This window comes from Microbacterium xanthum (genome assembly GCF_034531355.1).
In the GTDB taxonomy this organism is placed as follows: domain Bacteria; phylum Actinomycetota; class Actinomycetes; order Actinomycetales; family Microbacteriaceae; genus Microbacterium; species Microbacterium xanthum.
In genome coordinates this window covers 218615-232313 of the sequence record NZ_JAWHUE010000002.1, presented here as the reverse complement: position 1 = coordinate 232313, position 13699 = coordinate 218615, and the positions used below count along the sequence as shown (strand labels likewise).

Sequence of the window (13699 nt, the reverse complement as noted above, 5' to 3'; positions counted from 1 at the left end):
GGATGCCCGCCATCGCACAGGACAGGATGGACGTATGGACCGGGATGCACTCGCGAACTTCCTCCGCCGACACCGCGCGAGCCTGCAACCGAGCGACGTCGGCCTCGGCTCCGGCACCCGTCGGCGCGCACCGGGGCTGCGACGGGAGGAGGTCGCCCACTTGGCGACGATGTCCACCGACTACTACACCCGGCTCGAGCAGCGCCGCGGCCCGCAACCGAGCACACAGGTGCTCACCGCCCTGGCCCGCGCCCTGCGCCTGACGACCGACGAACGCGACTACCTCTTCCGCATCGCCGGTCATGCCGCACCCGACCGGCACACGGCATCCACCCTCGTCTCACCCGCGCTGCGGCGGGTGTTCGACCGTCTCGACGACACCCCGGCGCTGATCATCTCGACCCTGGGCGAGACGCTCGAGCAGAACGCCCTCGCGGTGGCCCTCTTCGGCGACGACGTCGGCCGACGCGGCTGGGAACGCTACGAGGCGTATCGATGGTTCGTCGGCGATGCACGTTCCCGCGCGCATTACCCCGCGAGCTACCACCCGCAGCAGAGTCGCGCCCTGGCTTCGGGCCTTCGTGCCGCGGTCGGCGAGATGGGCTCAGCATCGGTGGCGGGCGATCTCGCCGCCGTGCTCGTCGCGCGCAGCGATGAGTTCCGGACCCTGTGGGAACAGCAGGTGGTGGCGCGTCGTTTCGCCGACCGCAAGACCCTCCTTCACCCCGAGGTCGGCGCGATCGAGGTCGACTGCCAGGCGCTGTTCACCGAAGACCGCTCGCAGGCGCTGCTGGTGCTCACGCCGCGGGCGGGCAACGATGCGACGGAGAAGATCCGCCTGCTCGCGGTCGTCGGCACCCAGTCGTTCGGCAGCTGACACCGACACGGGCGCCCGGCTGGGATCCGCGCTCGCGGTGCGCGGCGCAGCCCGGGTCCGTGTCCGAAACCTGGCTGCACGCACCGCCGTCTCGGACACCGAGCCGGGTCTCGGTGCCGGGTGTCGCCGGGCCCGCGCCGCACCGGGCTGGGATCAGTACGAGGCGAAGACCTCGTACTCGAGGCCGGCGGGAGCATCCCACACGTCGACCGAGAAGCGAGCCGACCCGCCCGCGGGGACCCGGTCGACGTAGCCGTATTCGGCCGCGACGATGGCGCCGGTCGCATCGCGGCCGATCACGGCGACCTCGACGTACTCCTGGTCGTCGCTGAACTCGCTCGTGACGGTCCCGCTGACGGTGACGTACCACTCGTCTTCGACCACCTCGAGGTCATCGAAGGACACGTAGCCCGTCTCCCCCGCCGGAGAGTGCACCGCCTCGCTCGGCTCCGGACCGATCACGTCGAGATGGGCGATCTGTTCATCGCCGATGTCGGTGAACCACCCGACCAACGCCGTCTGGCCGCTCAGCAGGACCTTCCAGTGCGAATCGGATGCGAGGATCGTGCCGTCGGCCGCGATCGCCTCGATCGTGAAGGTGGCGTCGGGGAAGATGTGATCGGGATTGGGGTTGTCGACGACGACGGCATACCAGTACCAGTCCTGGTCCTCCGTCGCCCCGACGGCGGATTCCACGACGGCCAGCGGCACCACGTCCCCGACGGCATCATCCTGCGTCGTGTCGTCGACGGTCTCCTCGGTGACCGCGGGATCCTGCCCGGCTGGGCGCGCCCCGGCGGTGTCGTAGGTGGCGCACCCGGCCAGGCCGACCGTCACGAGTGCGAGCGCCACGAGCGGTGCAGCGAGCGTCTTGTTCAGCATGATCCCCATCCCCCGTTCGGACTCCTGCGTCAACCGTAGCGAGATCCTCGCCGCCGCCGCAGGCCGACCGGCACCCCTCAGCCGAGGAGGCGCTCGATGGTGGTGATGACGCCGTGGTCGGTGTTCGCGGGCGCGCGGTGCTTCGCCCGGGCGGCGACCTCGGGATGCGCGTTGGCCATCGCGAACGACAGCTCCGCGGCATCCATCATCTCGAGGTCGTTCAGGTAGTCGCCGAAGACCGCCGTCTGCGCGGCGGACACCCCCAGACTCGCCTGCAGCCGCCGAAGCGCCACCCCCTTGTTCACACCCTGGTTCATGATGTCGGTCCAGTGATGACCCGAGACGACGACCTGGTGGGTGCCGCGGAGATCGTCGATGCGCGACGCGAGATCGGCCGCCTCGACGAAGTCGTACACCGCGATCTTGACCACCTGGTCCTCGACCGCCGAGAGGTCTTCGACGAGCTCGAGCCGGGCGTAGTATCGGTCCGCCTCGCGGCGGAAGGCCTCGTCGGGACGCTCGATGTACGCGGACTGCTTGCCGCACAGGACGACCCCGAGATCCCGCTCGGCACCGAGGTTCCGCAGACGGTCGAGCAGCATCGCCACGAACGCGCGATCCAGCGCATCCGACGACACCTCCTCCCCGCCGCTGACCACATGCGCGCCGTTCTCGGCGATGAACACCATGTCGTCGCGATGCGCCGCGAACGACTCCTGCAGGGTCGCCAGCTGACGGCCGCTGGCCGGGGCGAAGCGGATGCCGCGATCGTGCAGGCGGTCCAGCAACGGCCACAGGGCATCCGGGATGCGGCCCTCCCCGTCGAGCAGGGTGCCGTCCATGTCGACGGCGATGAGGCGCAGGTCCGCGGCAGGGAAGGTCATAGGCGACCAGGATCGCACAGCGCGGTGATCGACCGCCCCGGGCGGCCCGGCGGGACCCGGTGCGAGGACGGGCACCGCGCTACGGTAGGGGCGTGACTGCTCCCATCGATCCGACCGGCACCTCCGCGTGGGCTGAGCTCGACGCCCACCGCGCTTCGTTCGACCCCGACCTGCGCGGCTGGTTCGCCGCCGACGCCGACCGCGTCGAAAAGCTCAGCTTCCCGCTGGCCGACCTTCACGTCGACCTGTCGAAGAACCTCGTCACCGACGAGATCCTCGCCTCGCTGGTGAAGCTGGCCGAACAGACCGGTGTCGCCGACCGCTACGCCGCCATGCGGGCCGGCGAGCACATCAACACCACCGAGGATCGCGCGGTGCTGCACACCGCCCTGCGCCGCCCGTCCGGCGCGGAGCCCACCCTCGTCGTCGACGGCCAGGACGTCGACGCCGACGTGCAGGAGGTCCTCTCCCGCATGTCGGCGTTCGCCGAGCGGGTCCGCAACGGGGAGTGGAAGGGCGTGACCGGCAAGAAGGTCACGCATGTCGTCAACATCGGCATCGGCGGGTCCGACCTCGGCCCGGTCATGATCTCCGCCGCCCTCGAACCGTATGCCGATGCCGGCATCCAGGCGCGGTTCGTGTCGAACATCGACCCCACCGACATGGCGCAGAAGACCAAGGGTCTCGACCCCGAGACCACGCTGTTCATCGTGGCCTCCAAGACCTTCACGACCCTCGAGACCCTCACCAACGCCCGACTCGCGCGCGATTGGCTGTGGGCGGGACTCGAGGCCGCCGGCGCCATCGACGGCACCGACGACGCCAAGACCGACGCGGTCGCGCACCACTTCGTCGCCGTGTCCACGGCGCTGCCGAAGGTCGCCGAGTTCGGCATCGACACCGACAACGCCTTCGGCTTCTGGGACTGGGTCGGCGGCCGCTACTCCGTCGACTCCGCCATCGGGCTGTCGCTCATGATCGAGTTCGGCCCGGAGGTCTTCCGCGAACTGCTCGCGGGCTTCCACGCCGTCGACGAGCACGTCGGGTCGACGCCGCTGGCCGAGAACGTCCCGGTACTGATGGGCCTTCTGAACGTCTGGTACGTCAACTTCCTCGGCGCCCAGTCGCACGCCGTCCTGCCCTACGCCCAGCAGCTCAGCCGCTTCGCCGCCTACCTGCAGCAGCTGACCATGGAATCCAACGGCAAGTCGGTGCGGTGGGACGGCTCCCCCGTGACCACCGACACCGGCGAGGTGTTCTGGGGCGAGCCCGGAACGAACGGTCAGCACGCGTTCTATCAGCTCATCCACCAGGGCACGCGCCTGATCCCGGCGGACTTCATCGCCTTCGCAACGCCCGCCTACCCCCTCGAGGACGGCGGGCGGGATGTGCACGGCCTGTTCCTGTCGAACTTCCTCGCCCAGACCAAGGCGCTGGCGTTCGGCAAGACCGCCGAAGAGGTCGAGGCCGAGGGCACCACCGGATCGCTCGTGGCCGCGCGCACCTTCGCCGGGAATCGCCCCACCACGTCGATCTTCGCCCCGGCCCTGACCCCGCGCGTGCTCGGCGAACTGGTTGCCCTCTACGAGCACATCACCTTCACGCAGGGCGTCGTCTGGGGCATCAATTCCTTCGACCAGTGGGGTGTCGAGCTCGGCAAGCAGCTCGCGATGCAGATCGCTCCGGCGATCGAGGGCGACGCAGACGCGATCGCCGCGCAGGATGCCTCCACCCAGGCGCTCCTGGAGTACTACCGCACCCACCGCGCATAACCGCCGCATCCCACCCCGCCGCGCGCTCGACGCGCGCGACGCACCCCGCGCGCCGCGACGCCGAGACAGCCCCTTGCCACCGAGCCACCCCTTCCCCACCGATGGAAAAGGGGCGGCTCGACGCGAAAGGGAGGGCTCGACGAGAGCCGAGCCCGGGCGGGGCGGGGCGGGGGCGGGGGCGGGTTAGCGGAGAGCCGGAGGGCGAAGCGGCGCGAGATCCCCGGATGATGCGCGGGCGGCCCGCGCCCACCGGCGCACGTGCTCGACGTCGTGATGCATCTGCTCGATGAGCGCGGGCAGACTGTCGAAGCGGCTCTGGGGCCGGATGCGCTCCCGCAGGTGGACGACGATGGTCTGGCCGTAGAGGTCGCCGGCGAAGTCGAGCAGGAACGGCTCGAGCAGCCGGACGCCGTCGCCGTCGTAGAAGGTCGGGCGTCGGCCGACGGATGCGGCGGCGATGTGGCGCTCGTCGCCGACGTAGACATCGGCGGCCCACACGCCGTCCTCGATTCGGTCACCGGAGGCGAGGGCGAGGTTGGCGGTCGGGAACCCGAGCTCGCGCCCGCGCTGGTCGCCGTGGATCACGGTGCCGACGACGGCCGGGGCACCCCCGACGGAGTGAACCATCGCCGTTTCGGCCGGATCGGCCGCCGTTTGCGGATCTTCGGAGGTCATGCGCGTCCCGTCTCGATCGCGCGGAGCCCATGGAACCGGCGCTCGTGGTAGACCAAGGGGGCGCCGTCCTCGTCGATGTTCATGCCGTGCACGCGCATCACGACGACCGCGTGGTCACCGGCCGGGGCGCAGCTGTACACGTCGCAGTCGAACCACATCGCGGCGCCGTCGATCAGCACCGCGCCGTCATCGGTCACCGTCGTGGCGAGCCCGTCGAAACGGTCGCGGCTGCGCGACGCGAGCTGCATGCACGCGTCGGACTGGTGGGATCCGAGCACGCTCACGCCGATACGCTCCGCTCGACGCAGCACCGGCCACGTCGAGGAGGAGTTCTGCACCGAGAACATGACCATCGGCGGGCTGTAGGACGCACCGGTCGAGAACGACGAGGCGACCATCCCCACGGGGACCCCGTCGACGATCGCGCACAGCGCGACCACCCCGGTCGGGAAGCGTCCCATGGCGCCGCGGACGTGATCCGGATCGTGGGTGGGGACATCGAGAACACGGGTGCTCTCGGAGATGTCGGGGGACAACAGGGTCATCGCGGACTCCCTTTCGACGACGTCGCTCGGATGGTGAGCACGGGTCGATCGGCGGCACGCAACGAATGCGGTCCGTTTCCAGACCCGATGCTCGCCCCCGGGGTCTTGTGTCCCGAGAGGGTCCGCAGCGGCTTACGCTGCACGATCAGTGTGCGGGACGCGCATTGCCCGCTCGTCACGCCGATGTAAACGACGTGTTGCGCGGCGTTCTGTGACGGCGCGTGACCTCCGCAACACACGCGAAACACGTCGGTGGCACAATGGCCGATGCAGCGTAAGCCGTTGCGGGCGCACCGGGCCAAAAGAACCTGGATGCGTGTGGAGGTCTCGTGCGCTCCACTGCCCCGGGCGGAGTCACGACATCATCCTCTCCCAGTCAATCGGTACGGATGTGAGTCACAGATGTCGTTGAAAGTCATGGTCGTCGTCGGCAACCCCAAGCCGGCCTCCCGCACCCGGAAGGTCGCGGAGCTGCTGGTGTCGCACCTCCTCTCCCCCGGCTCGTTCGAGCTCGAGGTGCTCGACCTCGCCGATCACGTGGACGAGATCTTCGCGTGGCCGTCGGAGAAGATGTCGGCGCTGAACGCGAAGGTCGCCGAAAGCGACCTCGTCGTGTTCGCCTCCCCGACCTACAAGGCCACCTACACGGGCCTGTTGAAGGCGTTCCTGGACCGCTACCCGGCGAACGGTCTCGCCGGGGTGACCGCCATCCCGCTGCACACCGGCGCCGACTTCACCCACGCGATGGGGCCGACCTTCACGCTGTCGCCGCTGCTGGTCGAACTCGGCGCGATGGTGCCCGGCCGCGGGTTCTACCTGCCCCTCAGCCAGATGGACAGGCTCGACGAGGTCGTCGCCGCGGCCGCCGCCGAGTATCGCGGCAACCTCGCTCGCCTCGCCACCGTCGCCGCCGCGACGACCGACGCATCCGTTCCCGCCTGATCGACAGCCGACGCTCCAGGAGGATCCCCGTGTCACACCCCGCGACCCCACCCACCGCCATCGATGCCCGCCGCTTCCGCGACACACTCGGCCACTACGCCTCCGGCATCACCATCGTCTCCGGGCTCGAAGCAGATGCACCCGTCGGCTTCACCTGCCAGTCGTTCTACTCCGTCTCCGTCGATCCGCCGCTGGTGTCCTTCAGCGTCATGAAGACCTCGACCACCTACCCGCGGATCGCCGCCGACGGCAAGTTCGCCGTGAACGTCCTGGCCCACGACCAGCACGCCGTGTCGAACCAATTCGCCCGCTCCGGCACCGACAAGTGGGCCGGCATCGACTGGAGTCCCGCCGCATCCGGCAACCCGATCATCGCCGACACGCTCATGTGGGTCGACTGCGAGATCTGGGCGGAGCACGAGGCGGGCGACCACCTGATCGTGATCGGGAAGGTCGTCGAGATGAGTCCCGCCGAATGGCACGACCGCGACACCGAGCCCCTGCTGTACTTCAAGGGCGCCTATCGCCATCTCCGAGAGGCCGACCAGCTCGCCGGGTGACCTCATCCACCCGGTGACCCCGAGGGCGCCCCGTCCGCAGGCGGGGCGCCCTCGTCTCGCCCGGCCCCACCCCGCCGGATGGCGGGCGGCGCGCGAGAATTCCGCCGCGCACGGCGGGTGACACGATGGAGCCGTGATCAGAGGATGAGATCACGCCGCGACGCCGCGGCCGTCTGACAGAACGAAGGAGTTCTCATGACCCTGACCGCGCCTCGACCACCGTTCGACGCAGAGCTCGAGCCCGCTCTCGACGTCGTCGCGCAGATGTTGCCCACCCTCACGCGCGAGAACCTCCCGGCCACCCGGGAGAGCACCGCAGCGATGCTGGGCCAGGGGCTCGACGCCCTGATATCCGAGGCGGGACTCGTGTTGCGTGAACGGACGATCCCCGGGTACGAGGGCGCCGACATCCCCGTGTCCGTGCTCACCCGGTCCGACCACGGGGGGCGGGGCCCGGGCATCGTCCACCTCCACGGGGGCGGCATGGTCATGGGCGACGAGAAGACCGGGCTCGAAGGGTTCCTCGACACCGTTGTGCGGCACGATGCCGTGCTCGTGAGCGTGGGCTACCGCTTGGCCCCGGAGTTCCCCGACCCGTATCCGGTGGAGGACTGCTACGCCGGGCTCCTCTGGACCGCCGAGCATGCCGAGGACCTCGGGATCGATCCCGATCGGATGATCGTGGCCGGCACCAGCGCAGGCGGCGGCCTCGCCGCGGGCACGGCCCTGATCGCCCGCGACCGCGGGGGCCCGGCTCTGAGCGGACAGCTGCTCATCTGCCCGATGCTCGACGACCGTGATGCGACCGTCTCGAGCCGGCAGATCGACGGCGTGGGCGTCTGGAACCGCGCGTCGAACGTGACCGGCTGGACGGCGCTGCTCGGCGATCGCAAGGGTGGCGACGACGTGTCGATCTACGCTGCTCCGGCGCGGGCGACCGACCTCGCCGGGCTCCCGTCGGCCTTCATCGACTGCGGTTCGGCAGAGGTCTTCCGCGACGAGGACGTCGCCTACGCGAGCGCACTGTGGGCAGCTGGCGTCCAGGCGGAGCTCCACGTGTGGGCGGGAGGATTCCACGGCTTCGACACGATGGCACCGCAAGCGGCCCTGTCCGTGGCGGCCGTCGCCGCGCGCGAGAGCTGGATCGACCGCGTCCTCGGCGCGTGACGCGACGCCGGGCCGCGCCCTCCCCGCGGCCCGGCGCCACCGGTCGGTAGGCTGTGCGCGTGTCATGAGGGAGTGAGACCGTGCAAGAACTGGTGGGACGACTGACCGCCCTCGACGCCGAGGCGAGCGAGTCGCTGAAAGTCATCTCCTACTTCGACGCGCTGGTCGCCCGCGGCGTCGGTCCCGACGCGCTCCTCCGTGCGGCCGCCGCGCTCAGCGGTGCCGTGGTCGGCAGCTCGGCGCCCGGCCGCACGCGCCGCATGCAGCCCACGGGCAGACCCGCCGAAGAGGTGTCGGGCGCCGCTCGGCTGTCCCGACGGGTGCATCCGAGCGGGCAGGTGTGGATCGAACGTCGCGAGCCGCACGCGAATGACGCCATGATCCTCGAACGCCTCGCCCTGGCGCTCGAGATCACCGCCGCCCGCCGAGGGAACGACCCCGTCGACGCGGTCGAGCAGTCGATCGACGAGCACCTCACACCGGCCGAGCGGCGGACGGCGAGCGCGCGCCTGCGCCTCACGCCCGGCGACGAGGTCTGCGTCGTCGCGACCCTCCCCGATGCGCCCCCACCGGTCCCCGGCCCGTCCGCACTGGTCGTCACCGAGTGGGGCCCGGCCCGCGCCTTCGTCACCCGCACGGTTCCGTCGCCTCCGACCGATGCCGACGGCACCGCATCCGCCCCCGCACGCGTGGGCGTCGGTATCCGGGTCACCCCGCCCGACCTCCCGGAATCGTGGCGGACGGCCACGCTCGCGCTCCGGATGACCTCGCCCGAGCTCCCTTACGTGGACGCCGATGAGATGGGCGCCATCATGCTGCTGGCCGAAGCCGCCGACGAGCGTGCCGCCGACCATCCCGACGTGGTCACCCTCGCGGGCCTCGATCCGCGGCACCGCGTCATCCTCGATGCGTACGGGCGAAAAGGGAGTGTGCGACAAGCGGCCGCCCTGGCGGGTGTCCACCACTCGACCGCGCAGGATCGATTCGCCCACCTGGCCGACCTGCTCGGGTATGACGTCCGGCACCCGAACGGCCTGGCCCGCTACACCATCGCCCGATTCCTGCTGACCCTGTCGCGCCCCGGTTTGTGACCGGGATCACGACGCGTCCCACCGCGCTCCCGCGTCCGGCGTGACGAGACGGAAACATCGCGCCCGTACAGTGCGGACGATCCGGTCCGACGCACGGGAGCAATGCATGCACGAACATCCCCCCGCCCTCCACTTCGGTGTCTTCGAAGTCGCCGCCCCCCAGGTGGGAGGCACCTTCAGCTGGGCGCATCCGCGCAGCCGGAGCGCCGACTTCCTCGACCCGCAGCACTGGATCCACATCGCCCGTGTGCTCGAGGACTCCGGTTTCGACTTCCTGTTCTTCGCCGGCGGCTACGGCTACCCGCTCGTCGACGGCGACCTTCCCGATATCGCCGCCACCAAGGGCATCAACTTCTCCGCGATCGACCCCGACTACCTGATCCCGGTGCTCGCCCAGCACACCGACGCCCTCGGGTTCGTCGTCACCCTCTCGACCGGACTCGAGCATCCCGCCCAGCTCGCCCGCCGCTTCGCGTCCCTCGACCACCTCACGGCCGGCCGCGTCGGGTGGAACATCGTCACCGGCGCCTCGCAGAACGCCGTCGCCGACGTGTTCGGGCAGGACGAGATCGTGCCCCACGACACCCGCTACGCGATGGCCGCCGAATACGTCGAGCTCGCGGCACGCCTGTGGGAGGAGGGGTGGGATGACGACGCGCGCGTCGTGGATCGCGACGCCGGCGTATATGCGCGACGCGAGGGCGTGCGCCCCGTGGTCTTCGACGGCGAGCACTACCGTTCACGCGGGTACTTCGGTGCGCCGCCGTCGCCGCAGCGCACGCCGGTGCTCTTCCAGGCCGGAACCTCACCCGCGGGGCGCGCGTTCGCAGCCCGGAACGCCGAGTGCGTCTTCGTGCAGGCGACCACGCCGCCGCGCACCGCCGCCGCCGTGGCCGACATCCGGCGTCTCGCCGCCGAGCGCGGGCGCGATCCGCGCGGTGTGAAGCTCATGGCCGGGCTCACCGTCTTCGTCGGCGAGACCGAGGCCGAGGCGAAGCGCTACGAGGGCGAATTCGATGCGATGCAGACCGACGAGATCGTCGCATCCCTGTACGCCGGAAACACCGGCATCGACCTGCTCGCTCTCGACCCCGACAAGACCCTTCACCAGGTGCTCGAGCAGGGCGGCCCGGTCGGACAGATGGGCACGAGCAACATCGAGCGCTTCCTCGGCGAGAACGCCCCGACCGTGCGGGAGATCCTCGACCAGCTGCGCGGTCGCGGCACGCGGGGTTTTCGGGTCGTGGGAGACCCGACGCAGGTGGCCGACCGGATCGAGGCCCTCGCCGCCGAGACCGACCTCGACGGTTTCCTCATCGAGCCGGTGTTCCCCCCGTCGGACCTGGAGGACTTCGGCCGGCTCGTCATGCCGATCCTGCGCGAGCGCGGGCGCCTTCGCGACGCCGTTCCGGGCAACACCCTCCGCGCGCGCCTGACCGAGCGCGCCGGCCACGACCGCCTCGGCGTCGCGCATCCCGTCCTGGCGGACTGACGCCGCCCGCACCCGCCCACCTGCGCCGACCCCCGCCCGCCCGCGCCGACCCTCGCCCGCGAGCCGGCCCTCGCCCGCGAGCCGGCCCTTTCTCGCCGAACGACCCCTTTACGTCGCCGCGCAAAGGGCCGGCTCGGCGAGAAAGGGCCCGTTCGACGAGAGCGGGGCCCTCAGCCGGCGAGGAACGCCCGGGCCGCGCCGCGGAAGTCGCGGGAGCCGGGGGCGTTGAAGTGATGGCGGTCGGGGATCTCGACGAACCGGCCGGCGGGGCAGGCGTCGGCGAGCGCTTTGGACCCCTCGAGGATGGCGTCGCGCGAACCCGTCGCGATGAGAACGGGCTGGGTGGGGGCCATCGCCGGGTCGGGGTCGGCGGCGCCGGAGGCCCGCAGCCCCTCGGCGATCGCCAGGAGCGCCTCGAGGTCGTTGCCGCCGACGCGCTCGATGAGGCGGATGTACTGCTGGGTCTGCGCGTCGGTCACCGCCGCGCCCTCTCGCACGTACGCCCGCGCCTGGGCGAGGTCGAGCTTGCTCAGCGGCACACCGTCGGGGACACCGCCGAGGACGACCCGCTCGATCCGTGCGCCGAGATGCCGCGCGACCTCCCACCCGACGCGGGCACCGAGGGAGTACCCGACGTAGGAGGCGGTGTCGACGAGGTAGGTCTCCAGCACGGTCTCGACATCGCGCGCGAGGGCGCTCAGTGCGTACTCGCGCGCGTCGTGGGGCTTGTCGCTCGCCCCGTGGCCGCGCTGGTCCAGGGCGAGGACGCGGTACCCGGCTCGCGTGAGGTCGCGCACCCATCCGGTACTGACCCAGTTGTCGCGTGTGCTCGAGGCGAAGCCGTGCACGAGCAGAACGGTCGGCTGGGCCTCCTCGCCCCACGAGTAGGTCGCGAGGCGAAACCCGTCCTCGGACATGACGAAGGTCGGCTCGGGGACGTCGGTCAGCGATGTCGGTGCGGGCACGGCATCCATTCTCCCGCCGATCGGATGCCGGGGCCCAGACGCCGGCGGGACAAGCGACGGATCCCGCCGGCCGCATCCCGGGCTCCCCCAGTATGTGCCCGGTGCGTCGTCTGGTGAGACGAGTGTGGCACTCGGATCGGATGCGCGCCTCCGGGGGAAACCCTAAGCCCGGGGGCGGCGAGTCCGGGGTCCCGGCGTGGGGTCGACGTACGGGCACGCCGCCGCCGACGCACACACTCCGCCCGTTACCGATTCGTAACCTGGTCCGAGGCCTGTCATAGCTGTCGCATAGCGGTGCGCCGTTGTCTTGGTACTCCCGACACCATCCGTCAGGAGAAGAAGACCATGGACCTGCTCAGCATCATCGCCCTCGACCTCGTCGCGATCGCCGTCTTGGCGTTCGCCGTCTACTACCCGAGACACCGACGGCGCGACCTCGCGATCGCCTTCGTCGGCGTCAACGTGGGTGTCCTCGCCGTGTCGATGGTGCTCGCCGACACCACGGTCAGCGCCGGTCTCGGCCTGGGCCTGTTCGGTGTGCTCTCCATCATCCGGCTGCGCTCGCGCGAGATCGAGCAGAGCGAGATCGCCTACTACCTCGCCGCGCTGGCTCTCGGCCTGATCGCGGGTCTCTCCGGCACCGCGACGTGGACCGCGGCGGGCCTGTCGATCCTGATCGTCGGCGTGATCGCGATCGTCGACAGCCCGGCCGTGCTGCGGCGCTCACGCGAGCAGACCCTCATCCTCGACCGGGCCTATCCCGACGAGGAGGACGCACGCACCGCGGTCGAGGAGACCCTCGGCACCACCGTGCAGCGCGTCACGGTCCGCAACCTCGACCTCGTCTCGGACACCACCACCGTGAACGTCCGGTACACCCTTCCCCGCCGCTCCGCACGTCGTCGCACCACGCGCGGACCGTCCGGTCCCGCCACCGCGGCCGACCGCGACAGCGCCCCCGACACCGTCGCCCACACCTGGCAGGTGACACGATGAACGCCCTCACCCCCCTGGACCGCTTGCGCACCATCGGGCTGGACGAGCTCAACGCTCAGGCGGAGCTGCAGACCCGGGTCGACCGCAAGTACATCCTGCCCCGCCGCGACCTGCCGGCCGTCCTGCTGGCACTCCCCGCCGGCAGCGAGGTGCTTCAGATCGACGGTGAGAGTTCGCTCCGCTACGCGTCGCAGTATTTCGACACCCCGCAGCTCGACAGCTACTTCGGGGCGGTCCGCAAGCGTCGCCGTCGGTTCAAGGTGCGTGCCCGCACCTACGTGGACTCGGGAGGCTCCTTCCTCGAGGTGAAGACGCGGGGCGCCCGCGCGGCGACCGTCAAGGAGCGGGTCCCGGTCGCCGGCGACGCTCTGGACGACGAGGCCGTCGCGTACGCGACCGATCTGCTGTCGGAAGCGGGCATCCCCCACGCGGCGCACCTCGCCGACACCCTCCGCCCGACCCTCGTGACCCGCTACCGCCGGGCGACCGTGCTCCTGCCGGCCGCCGCCGGCGGCGACGCCTCCCGAGCGACCATCGACACCAACCTGACGTGGGTCGCCGCGGAGGGCACCGTCCTCCAGCTGCCGGCATCCGTGATCGTCGAAACGAAATCCGGGCAGCGGGCCGGTGCACTCGACCGGGCACTGTGGCGCCAGGGCCACCGGCCCGCCCGCATCTCGAAGTACGGCACGGGCATGGCCGCGCTCCGCCCCGACCTTCCCGCCAACCCCTGGCACCGGGTTCTGACCCGGCACTTCTCCGGGGCGATGGTCACCGACGGCCACCGCCCCACCTCCGACACCCCCTCCGTGGCCGCCTGACCCCCGCGGCCGACACCCCACACACGATGT

General features: G+C 70.8%; 14 protein-coding genes. 9 read left to right on the top strand and 5 right to left on the bottom strand.

The window, feature by feature from the left end; translation table 11 throughout:
• Positions 1-34 precede the first annotated feature (34 nt).
• Complete coding sequence (locus tag RZO50_RS06760; protein ID WP_322598951.1) at positions 35-877, top strand: helix-turn-helix transcriptional regulator; 843 nt, start codon at positions 35-37, stop codon at positions 875-877.
• A gap of 153 nt (positions 878-1030) precedes the next feature.
• On the opposite strand, the gene RZO50_RS06755 is transcribed toward RZO50_RS06760, so the two are convergent.
• Both RZO50_RS06755 and RZO50_RS06750 read right to left on the bottom strand, forming a co-directional pair.
• Positions 1031-1792, bottom strand: a complete 762-nt coding sequence (locus RZO50_RS06755; protein WP_322598950.1) for an FxLYD domain-containing protein — start codon at positions 1790-1792, stop codon at positions 1031-1033.
• A gap of 44 nt (positions 1793-1836) precedes the next feature.
• Entirely contained in the window at positions 1837-2643 is an 807-nt protein-coding gene (locus tag RZO50_RS06750) for a Cof-type HAD-IIB family hydrolase (protein ID WP_322598949.1), read from the bottom strand.
• A gap of 92 nt (positions 2644-2735) precedes the next feature.
• On the opposite strand from RZO50_RS06750, the gene pgi reads away from it, so the two are divergent.
• Positions 2736-4415, top strand: coding sequence for a glucose-6-phosphate isomerase (gene pgi / locus RZO50_RS06745; RefSeq protein ID WP_322598948.1), 1680 nt, complete (start codon positions 2736-2738; stop codon positions 4413-4415).
• Between the two features lie 183 nt (positions 4416-4598).
• Here pgi and RZO50_RS06740 read toward each other — a convergent pair whose 3' ends face one another.
• Both RZO50_RS06740 and RZO50_RS06735 read right to left on the bottom strand, forming a co-directional pair.
• Positions 4599-5090 carry a riboflavin kinase gene (locus tag RZO50_RS06740; protein ID WP_322598947.1) on the bottom strand — a complete coding sequence of 164 codons (492 nt, stop codon included), beginning with the start codon at positions 5088-5090 and terminating at the stop codon, positions 4599-4601.
• A complete protein-coding gene (locus RZO50_RS06735; RefSeq protein WP_322598946.1) occupies positions 5087-5635 on the bottom strand; it encodes a flavin reductase family protein in 549 nt (182 codons plus the stop codon). Before RZO50_RS06735 ends, RZO50_RS06740 begins: the two co-directional genes overlap by 4 nt.
• A 402-nt stretch (positions 5636-6037) precedes the next feature.
• Between RZO50_RS06735 and RZO50_RS06730 the strand changes: the two genes are divergently transcribed.
• The 5 genes from RZO50_RS06730 to RZO50_RS06710 all read left to right on the top strand — a co-directional run bounded on the left by RZO50_RS06730 (position 6038) and on the right by RZO50_RS06710 (position 10887).
• Positions 6038-6577: an NADPH-dependent FMN reductase gene (locus tag RZO50_RS06730; protein WP_322598945.1), complete on the top strand. Its 540-nt coding sequence runs from the start codon at positions 6038-6040 to the stop codon at positions 6575-6577.
• A gap of 29 nt (positions 6578-6606) precedes the next feature.
• Entirely contained in the window at positions 6607-7137 is a 531-nt protein-coding gene (locus RZO50_RS06725; RefSeq protein WP_322598944.1) for a flavin reductase family protein, read from the top strand.
• Between the two features lie 195 nt (positions 7138-7332).
• Positions 7333-8304 (top strand): alpha/beta hydrolase, encoded by a 972-nt coding sequence (locus RZO50_RS06720; protein ID WP_322598943.1) that lies wholly within the window; start codon positions 7333-7335, stop codon positions 8302-8304.
• Positions 8305-8384: 80 nt separating this feature from the next.
• On the top strand, positions 8385-9395 hold the full coding sequence (locus RZO50_RS06715; RefSeq protein WP_322598942.1) for a helix-turn-helix domain-containing protein: 1011 nt from the start codon (positions 8385-8387) through the stop codon (positions 9393-9395).
• A 106-nt stretch (positions 9396-9501) separates the two neighbouring features.
• The gene (locus RZO50_RS06710; protein ID WP_322598941.1) at positions 9502-10887 is read left to right on the top strand and encodes an NtaA/DmoA family FMN-dependent monooxygenase; all 1386 of its coding nucleotides are present in this window, start codon (positions 9502-9504) and stop codon (positions 10885-10887) included.
• A 170-nt stretch (positions 10888-11057) separates the two neighbouring features.
• Here the strand turns inward: RZO50_RS06710 and RZO50_RS06705 are convergent, their stop codons facing one another.
• Positions 11058-11861, bottom strand: coding sequence for an alpha/beta fold hydrolase (locus RZO50_RS06705; protein ID WP_322598940.1), 804 nt, complete (start codon positions 11859-11861; stop codon positions 11058-11060).
• A gap of 336 nt (positions 11862-12197) precedes the next feature.
• On the opposite strand from RZO50_RS06705, the gene RZO50_RS06700 reads away from it, so the two are divergent.
• Both RZO50_RS06700 and RZO50_RS06695 read left to right on the top strand, forming a co-directional pair.
• A complete protein-coding gene (locus tag RZO50_RS06700) occupies positions 12198-12848 on the top strand; it encodes a DUF4956 domain-containing protein (RefSeq protein ID WP_322598939.1) in 651 nt (216 codons plus the stop codon).
• On the top strand, positions 12845-13669 hold the full coding sequence (locus RZO50_RS06695) for a polyphosphate polymerase domain-containing protein (RefSeq protein WP_322598938.1): 825 nt from the start codon (positions 12845-12847) through the stop codon (positions 13667-13669). The genes RZO50_RS06700 and RZO50_RS06695 overlap by 4 nt, the downstream gene beginning before the upstream one ends.
• The last annotated feature ends 30 nt before the right edge of the window (positions 13670-13699 follow it).

Bases quoted from the DNA above. Each gene is read 5' to 3' on its own strand.
- RZO50_RS06730 (WP_322598945.1), top strand. From the start codon at position 6,038: ATGTCGTTGAAAGTCATGGTCGTCGTCGGCAACCCCAAGCCGGCCTCC.
- RZO50_RS06740 (WP_322598947.1), bottom strand. From the start codon at position 5,090: ATGACCTCCGAAGATCCGCAAACGGCGGCCGATCCGGCCGAAACGGCG.
- RZO50_RS06735 (WP_322598946.1), bottom strand. From the start codon at position 5,635: ATGACCCTGTTGTCCCCCGACATCTCCGAGAGCACCCGTGTTCTCGAT.
- RZO50_RS06720 (WP_322598943.1), top strand. From the start codon at position 7,333: ATGACCCTGACCGCGCCTCGACCACCGTTCGACGCAGAGCTCGAGCCC.
- RZO50_RS06700 (WP_322598939.1), top strand. From the start codon at position 12,198: ATGGACCTGCTCAGCATCATCGCCCTCGACCTCGTCGCGATCGCCGTC.
- RZO50_RS06760 (WP_322598951.1), top strand. From the start codon at position 35: ATGGACCGGGATGCACTCGCGAACTTCCTCCGCCGACACCGCGCGAGC.
- RZO50_RS06750 (WP_322598949.1), bottom strand. From the start codon at position 2,643: ATGACCTTCCCTGCCGCGGACCTGCGCCTCATCGCCGTCGACATGGAC.
- RZO50_RS06695 (WP_322598938.1), top strand. From the start codon at position 12,845: ATGAACGCCCTCACCCCCCTGGACCGCTTGCGCACCATCGGGCTGGAC.
- RZO50_RS06705 (WP_322598940.1), bottom strand. From the start codon at position 11,861: ATGGATGCCGTGCCCGCACCGACATCGCTGACCGACGTCCCCGAGCCG.
- RZO50_RS06710 (WP_322598941.1), top strand. From the start codon at position 9,502: ATGCACGAACATCCCCCCGCCCTCCACTTCGGTGTCTTCGAAGTCGCC.